10 protein-coding genes and 1 riboswitch are annotated in these 11252 nt (G+C 58.1%); of the genes, 4 read left to right on the top strand and 6 right to left on the bottom strand.

What is annotated here, in order from left to right; all coding sequences use genetic code 11:
* Positions 1-5: 5 nt before the first annotated feature.
* Positions 6-659, bottom strand: coding sequence for a 3,4-dihydroxy-2-butanone-4-phosphate synthase (ribB, locus tag AC27FC_RS18135; protein ID WP_023309208.1), 654 nt, complete (start codon positions 657-659; stop codon positions 6-8).
* A 106-nt stretch (positions 660-765) separates the two neighbouring features.
* Positions 766-916, bottom strand: a riboswitch (FMN riboswitch).
* A 119-nt stretch (positions 917-1035) separates the two neighbouring features.
* On the opposite strand from ribB, the gene ubiK reads away from it, so the two are divergent.
* On the top strand, positions 1036-1332 hold the full coding sequence (ubiK, locus tag AC27FC_RS18140; protein WP_064673321.1) for a ubiquinone biosynthesis accessory factor UbiK: 297 nt from the start codon (positions 1036-1038) through the stop codon (positions 1330-1332).
* A gap of 75 nt (positions 1333-1407) precedes the next feature.
* On the opposite strand, the gene hldE is transcribed toward ubiK, so the two are convergent.
* Genes hldE through AC27FC_RS18155 form a run of 3 tightly spaced genes read right to left on the bottom strand, consistent with a single transcriptional unit; the run spans position 1408 to position 7057 of the window.
* Entirely contained in the window at positions 1408-2838 is a 1431-nt protein-coding gene (hldE, locus tag AC27FC_RS18145; RefSeq protein WP_048979123.1) for a bifunctional D-glycero-beta-D-manno-heptose-7-phosphate kinase/D-glycero-beta-D-manno-heptose 1-phosphate adenylyltransferase HldE, read from the bottom strand.
* 40 nt (positions 2839-2878) lie between these two features.
* Positions 2879-5734 carry a bifunctional [glutamate--ammonia ligase]-adenylyl-L-tyrosine phosphorylase/[glutamate--ammonia-ligase] adenylyltransferase gene (gene glnE / locus AC27FC_RS18150; protein ID WP_094935304.1) on the bottom strand — a complete coding sequence of 952 codons (2856 nt, stop codon included), beginning with the start codon at positions 5732-5734 and terminating at the stop codon, positions 2879-2881.
* Between the two features lie 21 nt (positions 5735-5755).
* The gene (locus AC27FC_RS18155; RefSeq protein WP_094935303.1) at positions 5756-7057 is read right to left on the bottom strand and encodes a CYTH domain-containing protein; all 1302 of its coding nucleotides are present in this window, start codon (positions 7055-7057) and stop codon (positions 5756-5758) included.
* Positions 7058-7286: 229 nt separating this feature from the next.
* Here AC27FC_RS18155 and AC27FC_RS18160 point away from each other — a divergent pair, with 229 nt between their 5' ends.
* Together AC27FC_RS18160 and AC27FC_RS18165 are read left to right on the top strand one after the other, a co-directional pair.
* Entirely contained in the window at positions 7287-7907 is a 621-nt protein-coding gene (locus AC27FC_RS18160) for a TIGR04211 family SH3 domain-containing protein (RefSeq protein WP_024906484.1), read from the top strand.
* 60 nt (positions 7908-7967) lie between these two features.
* Positions 7968-9209, top strand: a complete 1242-nt coding sequence (locus AC27FC_RS18165; protein ID WP_039263025.1) for a multifunctional CCA addition/repair protein — start codon at positions 7968-7970, stop codon at positions 9207-9209.
* Positions 9210-9219: 10 nt separating this feature from the next.
* On the opposite strand, the gene bacA is transcribed toward AC27FC_RS18165, so the two are convergent.
* Both bacA and folB read right to left on the bottom strand, forming a co-directional pair.
* Entirely contained in the window at positions 9220-10041 is an 822-nt protein-coding gene (bacA, locus tag AC27FC_RS18170) for an undecaprenyl-diphosphate phosphatase (protein WP_033146670.1), read from the bottom strand.
* Between the two features lie 105 nt (positions 10042-10146).
* The gene (folB, locus tag AC27FC_RS18175; protein ID WP_094935302.1) at positions 10147-10515 is read right to left on the bottom strand and encodes a bifunctional dihydroneopterin aldolase/7,8-dihydroneopterin epimerase; all 369 of its coding nucleotides are present in this window, start codon (positions 10513-10515) and stop codon (positions 10147-10149) included.
* A gap of 107 nt (positions 10516-10622) precedes the next feature.
* On the opposite strand from folB, the gene plsY reads away from it, so the two are divergent.
* The gene (gene plsY / locus AC27FC_RS18180; RefSeq protein ID WP_048974922.1) at positions 10623-11243 is read left to right on the top strand and encodes a glycerol-3-phosphate 1-O-acyltransferase PlsY; all 621 of its coding nucleotides are present in this window, start codon (positions 10623-10625) and stop codon (positions 11241-11243) included.
* The last annotated feature ends 9 nt before the right edge of the window (positions 11244-11252 follow it).

Raw genomic sequence — 11252 nt, forward strand, 5'->3', positions numbered from 1 at the left:
TATTTTCAGCTGGCTTTGCGCTCGTGCGCCTGGCGATACTCAACCAGATCTTCAATCGTGACCACCGGCATGTTGTGCAGGCGGGCAAAGGTAATGCATTCCGGCGCGCGCGCCATGGTGCCGTCATCGTTGGTCAGTTCGCACAGCACGCCAGCAGGTTTGAAGCCAGCCAGCGTCACCAGGTCGATCGTCGCTTCGGTGTGACCACCGCGGGTCAACACGCCGCCCGCCTGCGCACGCAGTGGGAAGACGTGGCCTGGACGGTGCAGATCGGATGGCTTCGCACCATCAGCAATCGCTGCACGTACGGTGGTCAGACGGTCAGCCGCAGACACACCTGTGGTCACGCCATGCGCCGCTTCAATGGTCACGGTAAAACCGGTACCAAAGGCGCTGGTGTTGTTTTCGACCATCATCGGCAGATCGAGCTGCTTACGACGATCTTCATTAATACACAGGCATACGATGCCGCTGCCGTGACGGATGGTCAGCGCCATCTGTTCAACGGTCATGTTTTCGGCGGCGAAAATCATGTCGCCTTCGTTTTCACGGTTTTCATCGTCAAGCACCATCACACCGCGGCCTTCGCGCAGTGCATCCAGTGCATGTTCAACACGTTGAGTTGAAGTGCCAAAAGAGGAAAGTAGCGTCTGATTCATGGTAAAAAAACCTCATTAACATTATGGTTACCAGAATCAGGGCAGTCTTAGGAGCGCCGTATAAGCGGCAAAAAGATAACGTGAGCGGGCCCATGCCCGACTTGATCGTTACTCTCTCCCATCCGGACTCTAACCGTCGGCCCCGGAATTACACCGGATCTGCTGACCTTTGAGTATTCACCCAAAGCGCTCGCGGGCTTTCAGCGTCACGCTGATTTACCGCCGGTGGGGAATTTCGCCCCGCCCTGAGAATAAGCGAGATAACTATAACGCTATTGATTATCCTGGGCAATGCATAAGCATCAAACAATTTTGTTTACCCCGGGCATGACGCGCTACAATGGACACTAACACTTTTCCATCAAGGGAAACGCCAATGATTGACCCGAAAAAAATTGAGCAGATCGCGCGTCAGGTTCATGAATCTATGCCAAAAGGCATTCGTGAATTTGGTGATGACGTAGAAAAGAAAATCCGCCAGACGCTCCAGGCGCAGTTGGTTCGCCTTGATTTAGTCAGCCGCGAAGAGTTTGACGTGCAGACCCAGGTTCTGCTGCGCACCCGCGAGAAGCTGGCGCTGCTGGAACAGCGTCTGAGCGAGCTGGAAAACCGCCATGCGCCGGAAGAAGTGAAGCCGGCACCGGCCATTCCACCGGTGGATGACCAGGAGTAAGTGCGGCCTGATGCCCTCACCCCAGCCCTCTCCCACAGGGAGAGGGAGAAAAAAACGGGCCAGCTGGCCCGTTTTTTACTGACTGTCTTTCTGGATCTTCTTGATGATGTTGGTGGTTGAGCACCCGTCCTCAAAGTTGAGCACCATCACCTCGCCGCCGTTGGCCCAGACCTCTTCGCTACCCGCGATTTGCTCCGGCTTGTAATCCCCACCTTTTACCAGCAGGTCCGGCAGAATGCCGGCAATCAGGCGCTGCGGGGTATCTTCTTCAAACGACACCACCCAGTCCACCGCTTCCAGCGCGCCGAGCACAATCATGCGCTGCTCGAGCGGGTTCACCGGACGCGTTTCGCCCTTCAGGCGTTTCGTCGATGCATCGCTGTTAACCGCCACAATCAGGCGATCGCCCAGCTTGCGCGCGTTCGCCAGATACGAAACGTGGCCCGCGTGCAGAATGTCGAACACGCCGTTGGTCATCACCACTTTTTCACCACGCTTGCGCGCGGCGGCGACGGCCACCTTCAGCTCGTCTTCGGTCATGACGCCAAAACCGGTATCCGCACGACCGCGCACCGCGTTTTCCAGCTCGATTGGCGAAACGGTTGAGGTCCCGAGTTTACCGACGACCACGCCCGCCGCGGCGTTAGCGAAGTAGCACGCCTCTTCCAGCGAGTTTCCTGCTGCCAGCGTCGCCGCCAGCACGCCGATCACCGTATCACCGGCACCGGTCACGTCGTACACTTCCTGCGCCTGGGTTGGCATATGCAGCGGCGCTTTGCCCGGCTGCAGCAGCGTCATCCCCTGCTCGGAGCGGGTCACCAGCAGCGCGGACAGCTCGAAATCGGCAATGATCTTCATGCCGCGCTCAACCAGTTCGTCCTCGGTTTTGCATTTGCCCGCCACCGCTTCAAACTCGGAGAGGTTTGGCGTCAGCAGCGTCGCGCCGCGATAGCGCTCAAAATCGGTCCCTTTCGGGTCGATCAGCACCGGCACGTTGGCTTTACGCGCCAGCTGAATCATCGTTTGCACGCTCGCCAGCGCGCCTTTGGCGTAGTCGGACAGCACCAGCGCGCCGATATTGCCCAGCGCCTGGTTGATACGCTCGTGCAGCGGCTCAGGATCAACGCCTTCGAACCCTTCTTCAAAGTCGAGGCGGATCAGCTGCTGGTTGCGCGACAGCACGCGCAGTTTCGTAATCGTTGGGTGGGTCGGAACAGAGACGAAGTCGCACTTCACGTTCACGTCCGCCAGCGACTTGCTCAGCGCGCGCGCCGCATCGTCGATGCCGGTCAAGCCCACCAGACGCGACTGCGCGCCCAGAGAGGCAATGTTCATCGCCACGTTTGCCGCGCCGCCGGGACGCTCTTCAATGGTGTCGACCTTAACCACCGGTACCGGTGCTTCCGGAGAGATGCGGCTGGTAGGCCCATACCAGTAGCGATCCAGCATCACATCCCCAACAACCATTACCCCAGCACGTTCAAACTCTGGCAGTGTTACTTTCATTCCTGACTCCAGAAAGATTCACAATTTGCGCGCGATAATATCACACTTGATTTGTTACGCACGGTTCCACCAGCCACTTCTGCCAGCTGGCCGTAACCTGAGCACGTTCATGAGCAAAACAGTCCAGCGCCACGTGCCCCGGTTGCTCCTGCAGCGCCAGGTGATGAAGCTCATCGCGAAGCGTCGTGTAGGCGCGGGTTAAAGCCTGCGCCTCCTGCTCGTCCATGATGTCGTTTTGCGCCAGCAGCTCCAGAATGCGCACGTTATCGGACCAGCGCGTCAGCTTCGGCTTGTCGTGGGCGTGCAGCAGCACCAGATACTGGGTAATGAACTCAATATCGGTAATCCCGCCCTCGTCGGCTTTAATATCAAAGCGATCGCGGTGTTTATTGCCGAGATGCGCGCGCATTTTCTCGCGCATTTCGCGCACTTCAGTTTGTAATGTGGCGCCCTCTCGCACCGTCGTCAGAACGTCCTTACGGATGACGTCAAACTGCGTTTTGAGCTGCGGATCGCCGTACACCACGCGAGCGCGCACCAGCGCCTGATGCTCCCACGTCCAGGCTTCACTCTTCTGGTAATCGGCGAAGGACTCCGTCGAGGTCACCAGCATGCCCGCCGCGCCGGACGGACGCAGGCGCGCATCCACTTCATACAAAATGCCCGACGAGGTGCGGGTGCTGAAAAGATGCATAATGCGCTGCGCCAGGCGAAGGTAGAACTGGCGCCCGTCAATTTCACGCTCGCCGTCGGTCATTACGTCAACCGGACAGTCGTGCAGGAAGATTAAATCCAGATCGGAGCTATAGCCCAGCTCCCAGCCGCCAAGCTTGCCGTACCCCACGACCGCAAAGCCGCGTCCTTCACGTTCGGCCAGATGTTTCGGCTGGCCGTAGCGCGCCACCATCTGCACCCACGCCTGATGGACCACCGCGTCGATGATCGCCTCTGCCAGCCAGGTTAAGTGATCGCTCACTTTCATCACCGGCAGCGTTCCGGCGATGTCAGCCGCCGCCACGCGCAGCATCTGCGCCTGCTTAAACTGGCGCAGCGCCTCCAGCTGTTGCTCTTCGTCCTCTTCCGGCACGCGCAGCAGATACTGACGCAGCTCGTCCCGGTAGGCATCCGTCGCCGTTGGCTGATACAGCGTGTTCGGGTCGAGCAGCTCATCCAGCAGCAGCGGGTAACGCGCCAGCTTGTTGGCCACCATCGGCGACGCGGCGCAGAGCGTAATCAGGTGCTTCAGTGCCCCCGGAAACTCGCTCAGGAGTTCCAGATACGTGGTACGCGTGATGATCCCGCTCAGCAGCGGCATCATGCGCGACAGCGGCACCGGCGCGTCCGCCCGCGAGCAGACCTCGCTCAGCAGGTGCGGCATCAGGTGATCCAGCACCTGACGACCTCGCGGGCCGATGGCGCGTTTGTTCAGCTCAAGACGGAAATCCGCGATCAGCGCCACCACGCGATGGCGGGCGTCGTCGGTTAAGTGCGTCAGCACCGGCGTGGTGTCATCTTCCTGGAGCGCGTCCTGCCACAGCTCGCGCCAGTGCTCGGAAAGGGCATCGTCCGGTGATTCACTTTCGTCATCACCGATCAGCTCGTTAAAGATGCGGCGCACGCCTGCCATATGGGCATCCAGCCGTTCGGTTAACGCCGCCCAGTCGTCCACACGCATGCCCCAGGCCAGGCGCGCCCGGTTAAGGTCATCGCCCGGCAGGGTCTGGGTCTGTTCGTCGTTGATGCTTTGCAGCAGGTTTTCCAGACGACGCAGGAACAGATAGGCCTCGCGCAGGGTTTGCGCGTCGCCGTCCGGCAGCAGGTGCAGCTGCTCGATGGCGCTCAGCGTCGGCAAAAGCGAGCGGGACTGCAGGGACGGCTCACGACCACCGCGAATAAGCTGGAAGACCTGAACGATAAATTCGATTTCACGGATGCCGCCCGCGCCGAGCTTGATGTTGTCCTTCAGACCACGACGGCGCACCTCACGGGCGATCATCCCTTTCATATTACGCAGGGACTGGATCACGCTGAAGTCGATATAGCGACGGAATACAAACGGGCGCAGCATGGCGCGCAGCTCGTTGGCGTAAGCGTCGTCGCTGTCGCCCATAATCCGCGCTTTAACCATCGCATAGCGCTCCCAGTCGCGCCCCTGCTCCTGGTAGTAATCCTCCAGCGCGGCAAAGCTCAGCACCAGCGGTCCGCTGTCGCCAAACGGACGCAGGCGCATGTCCACGCGGTAAACAAAACCGTCCTGCGTCGGCTGATCCAGCGCCTTAATCAGACGCTGACCGAGACGGGTAAAGAACTGGGCGTTGTCCAGCTCGCGACGGCCGCCGCGCGTGGAGCCGTTCTCGGGCCAGGCAAAAATCAGGTCGATGTCGGAGGAGAAGTTCAGCTCGCAGCCGCCCAGCTTGCCCATCCCCAGAATCAACAGCGGCTGAGGAACCCCTTCCTCGCTGCACGGCGTGCCCCACTCTTTACAGCAGGCGGCGTACAGCCAGTCGCGCGCGGCGACAATCAGCGTTTGCGCCAGCTCGCTTAGCTGCTGCAGCGTACTCTCTTCGCTCACCAGCTCCAGCGCCTGAGCCCAGGCAATGCGCACCATCACCCGACGGCGGAACTGGCGCAGGACGCGCATCAGCGTGGCTTCATCCGCAACGTCTTCGAGCGCGGTTTGCAGCCAGCCGGCATACTGTCGCCACTCGTCCGCCTGCGGCGGTGCGTTCTCAAGCTCTGCCAGCCAGTCCGGGTTGGCGGTGATGCTTTCCTGCACAAAATCACTGAAGGCGAGCACGCTCTTCGCCTGCTCGCTTAACGATGACGCCGGTAATGACTCAGGCAGACGTTCGCAAACGGTCTGCCACTGCTGCTGTAACGGTGAAGAAAGCGGCATTATAGGGGTTCCTTGCCAGAGTTAACGTTTTCCGCTGTGCAGCCAGAACGGCTCCTGCGAAATGGCCTCGTTACGGAAATGCTCAATCTCAATATGCTGGCGGGTTTCAATGGCATGCTTCAGCCCCTGCCAGTTTTCCAGCCAGGCCTGGGTTTTAACGCCGTCATAAGCGCCGGAAAGCAGCAGCATGCTGTCGATGTTGCGCGACAGACGGGGAAGCTGATCGCCATACTGATCGCCGAGCGGATACGCGAAGGTACTCTTCAGCTCGGCGGCATGACGGGAAAGATGAATATCCGCGAAACGCTTAAAGTTTTCCGCGATTTTGGCTTCCGCTTTCGCATCCAGGAAGGCGCGCCAGCCGCGCGTCACCAGAAACTCGGTCAGCGCCAGTTTTGCCGTCGCGGCTTGCGGGCTGTAGATCACCGTTTGCGCCGATACGTCGGAGAGCATCAGCGTTTCGGTTTGCGTCAGCAGGTCACGTAAGTGAGCGCTCGCTTTGCGAGGAACAATACCGCCGAAGAGCGTCAGGGTATGGCGCACCAGGGCAATCGCCGCCAGCACGTGGGATTTCGCGTTTTTCACATTTCGCACCCACAGCTCTTCATGGTATTGCCACTGAGAAAGCGCCAGCTCCAGCGCGGCTTCCAGGCCCTGTTCAACGCTGGCTTTCGGCGCAACGTGCAGGATGGTCGTCTCTTTCAGCACGCGCGGCGCATTTCCGGCGGCCAGATGGTAACCCCGCGCGGCTTTACTCAGGCTTCCCTGACGCAGTCCGGACTGGTTCACCAGCCTGCGCGCCAGCTTCAGCACGTCATTCGCGTCCCCTTCCAGCAGCTCAAGCTCGAGTTCGCAAATCGGTTCCTGGCACTCACCCGCCTTCACGTCGCCCAGATCGAGGGCGATTTCGATGCGGCTTTTGCCTTCCGTCACCAGCCATTTTTCGCGCCAGAAATCAGTGCTGAACAGCGGCTGCACCTGTTCCGCCAGCGTGGAAGGCAGTTCGCCATCCGGCCAGACTTCCGTCGGGAAACGTTCCAGCTCAAGTTCTGGCTTGCTGATGTCGATATTGTATTCCGGGCGCTGATGTAAACCGCCGACCACGCGGCCGGCAATTTTCATCGTCATCTCGTAGCGCCCGCTCGCGCCGCGGATGCGCAGCCCCATATCGTGGCGGCGCAGCCAGTTGTCTGGCGTTTCGTAATAGATATTAAGCAGTTGTACCGGTGCATGGTGTTCGCCGGAAAGCGTATGCAGATGCTGGCGGAGTGCGTCAACGCTGTCTTTTTCGACGATAAACTTTAATTCGATTTCTTGTGCCATAGCCTTGTACTTTTGCGGGCGTCACAGACGCGTCAATGAGGGCGAACTTCCTCGCCATTTGTTTGTCAGTACATAGTATTTTGCGCCAAATTGCCATGCAATGAGCAATTTGTCGGGCGTAAATGTATAGAGTCGTGACACAGATGATTCTGATTGCTGACGAATGCTTTGCCTAGAGACACTGTTGCCACTACTATCGTTCCACTATTTATGAAAATAACGACTAATGATGCTTAAATTACGCCTGATTGGACTTACTTTACTCGCTTTTAGCGCCGCAACCGCAGTGCACGCTGAAGAGAAGCGTTACGTTTCTGACGAACTGAACACCTGGGTACGCAGTGGCCCTGGAGATAATTATCGCCTCGTGGGCACGGTGAATGCCGGCGAGGAAGTCACCCTGTTACAAACCAACGCGGACACCAACTATGGTCAGGTTCGCGACAGTACCGGCCGTACGTCCTGGATCCCGCTGAAAGAGCTGAGCACCGTGCCAAGCCTGCGCACGCGCGTTCCCGATCTGGAAAACCAGGTGAAGACTCTGACCGATAAGCTGAACAACATCGACGGCACCTGGAACCAGCGCACCGCTGAAATGCAGCAGAAAGTGGCGCAAAGCGACGGGGTGATTAACGGTCTGAAAGAAGAGAACCAGAAACTGAAAAACGAGCTGATTGTCGCACAGAAGAAAGTGAATGCCGCTAATCTGCAGCTCGACGACAAACAGCGCACCATCATCATGCAGTGGTTTATGTATGGCGGCGGCGTGCTGGGCGTGGGTCTGGTGCTGGGTCTGGTCCTGCCGCATCTGATCCCAAGCCGCAAGCGTAAAGACCGCTGGATGAACTAATTCGTCTTCTCTGCCAGACTTACGTATCATTCTGGAAAAGAGAAAACGGGAGAGTTGGGCGTGAAGAGTTATCTGGTCGGTGGTGCGGTACGTGATGCGTTGTTAGGTCTGCCGGTCAAAGATAAAGACTGGGTGGTGGTTGGCGCTACCCCTGAAGAGATGCTCGACGCGGGCTACCAGCAGGTAGGCCGCGATTTTCCCGTGTTCCTGCACCCGAAAAGCCGTGAAGAGTATGCCCTGGCGCGTACCGAGCGGAAATCGGGCTCGGGCTATACGGGCTTCACCTGCTATGCCGCGCCGGACGTGACGCTGGAGCAAGATCTTCTGCGCCGCGATCTCACCATCAACGCGCTGGCGCAGGACGAGGACGGGCAGATCGTTGACGCCTATGGCGGTCAGGACGATCTGCGCAACCGTCTTTTACGTCACGTTTCCCCGGCGTTTTCTGAAGATCCGCTCCGCGTGCTGCGCGTGGCGCGCTTTGCCGCGCGTTACGCCCATCTCAGTTTCCGTATTGCCGATGAGACAATGGCGCTGATGACCGCCATGACAGAGGCGGGCGAGCTTGAACACCTGACGCCAGAGCGCGTCTGGAAAGAGACGGAAAATGCCCTCACCACGCGCAACCCGCAGGTCTTTTTCCAGGTCCTGCGCGACTGCGGCGCGCTGAAGGTGCTGTTCCCGGAAATAGACGCGCTGTTTGGCGTACCTGCCCCGGCAAAATGGCACCCGGAAATTGATACCGGCGTACACACGCTGATGACCCTGAGCATGGCGGCCATGCTCAGCCCTGAGGTGGACGTGCGCTTTTCCACCCTGTGCCACGATCTCGGCAAAGGCCTAACGCCAAAAGAATTCTGGCCTCGCCACCACGGGCACGGCCCGGCGGGGGTGAAGCTGGTCGAGGGGCTGTGCCAGCGTCTGCGCGTGCCGAACGAGATCCGCGATCTGGCGAAACTGGTGGCCGAGTTCCACGATCTGATCCACACCTTCCCTATTCTGAAACCGGCCACCATCGTTAAGCTTTTCGATAACATCGACGCCTGGCGCAAACCCCAGCGCGTCGAGCAAATCGCGCTCACCAGCGAAGCTGACGTGCGCGGTCGTACCGGGTTTGAAGCGTGCGATTACCCGCAGGGACGTTTATTGCGTAAAGCCTGGGACGTAGCGAAAGCGGTGCCCACGAAGGACGTTGTCGAAGCGGGATTCAAAGGGCCGGAAATTCGCGAAGAGCTCACGAAACGGCGAATTCAGGCGGTGTCGGACTGGAAGGAAAAGCATTGCCCTCAGCCGAAAGACTGAGGGCCATCGGTCAGAAGAAGACCACGTACACCGCAGCCGCCACGATAAAGCGATAGATCGCGAACGGAATAAACGAGATACGCTTAATCAGCTGCAGGAAGGTTTTAATGGCAATCAGCGCCACGATAAACGCGGTGATGAAGCCGACGGCGAACATCGGAATGTCGCCAGCCGTCAGGAAGTGATAGCTCTTATAGACGTCGAGTACGGTGGCGCCCATCATCATCGGCACCGCCAGCAGGAACGAGAACTCTGAGGCGGCGTAACGGCTTACGCCCATCAGCATCCCGCCGGAGATGGTTGCGCCTGAACGAGAGAAGCCCGGCCACAGCGCCAGACACTGGAAGCAACCAATGATAAACGCCTGACGATACGTCATATCGTCCAGACCTTCCGCGCGCGGCGTTTTTGGCTTCAGCACTTCCGCGGCGATCAGCAGGAAGCCCCCCACCACCAGCGCGTACATTACGTTAATCGGGTTAAACAGCGATTTGATGGCGTCGTGGAACACCAGGCCCAGCACCACCGCAGGGATCATCCCAAGCAGAATATGGATCAGTGACAGACGACCTTTACTGGCCCCCTCGTGCTGAGGCGGACGGCCAAAATGGATGCCGATCAGGCCAAACAGGCGACGCCAGAACATTACGACCACCGCCAGAATAGACCCCAGCTGGATCACCACTTCAAACGTTTTTGCGGTATCGCCTTCAAAGCCCAGCAGATGGCCAACGATAATCATATGGCCCGTACTGGAGACCGGCAAAAACTCCGTCAATCCTTCGACCACACCCAGTATTGCCGCCACCAGCAGCGAGTGCATATCGCTCATCTATAAACCCCTAAAAAGATATAAAAAAACGGTCGCCCCAACGGCTACCGTGAAAGATACAGCTTTAAGACCGGTATAACCTAAAATGGTTTAGCAATTATGACGTTAATTCTTGCCTTTCAGATTTGTGCCACGCTCAATAATGACGCCAACGTTGGCGGCGCGCACCACCGCTCCCGGCTTGCTCAGCTTGATGCGCACCCACGGTGAATTGAATTTTTTCAACAGCAATTCTGCGACTTCTTCCGCCACCCGTTCGACCAGCGCAAAACGTTGACCTTCAACGTGGGCGATGACCGCTTCACTGATATCGGCATAGCTCAGACAGTCGTTCACGTCATCGCTTTTTGCCGATTTGCGGTTATCCCATCCCATTTCGATATCGAACACCAGCTTCTGCTCGATGGTCTGTTCCCAGTCGTAAACACCAATTGTGGTGATTACCGAAAGTTGCTCTATAAATACAATATCCATCACGACCTGCCTGCTTTTTGGCTAAACCGGATACCACTTCCGGCGAATTATGCGTATTATCCACAGATGCTGAGAATACAGATACATTTTCAAAACGGAACAGCGTTATGAGTGCAATCGCGCCTGGAATGATCCTCCTCGCCTATCTTTGCGGCTCAATCTCCAGCGCCATTCTGGTCTGCCGCATTGCCGGGTTACCTGACCCGCGTGAAAATGGTTCCGGGAATCCGGGGGCGACCAACGTACTACGAATTGGCGGCAAGGGAGCAGCCGTAGCGGTTTTGATTTTTGATGTTCTGAAAGGGATGCTGCCCGTCTGGGGCGCCTATGCGTTGGGCGTTACGCCGTTCTGGCTGGGGCTCATTGCTATTGCTGCCTGCGTTGGCCATATCTGGCCCATTTTCTTTGGTTTTAAAGGCGGAAAAGGCGTTGCGACGGCCTTCGGTGCGATTGCACCTATCGGCTGGGATCTCACCGGCGTCATGGCCGGAACCTGGCTTCTGACCATTCTTCTGAGCGGCTACTCGTCGCTGGGCGCCATCGTCAGCGCGCTGATCGCCCCGTTCTACGTCTGGTGGTTCAAACCCCAGTTCACCTTCCCGGTGTCGATGCTCTCGTGTCTTATCCTGCTGCGTCATCACGACAATATCCAGCGCCTGTGGCGTCGTCAGGAGACCAAAATCTGGACGAAGCTCAAGAGAAAGAAAAAAGACGCTCCGAAGGGTTAGTTATGCCTT

Source organism: Enterobacter sp. C3_dUdeg (assembly GCF_057536195.1).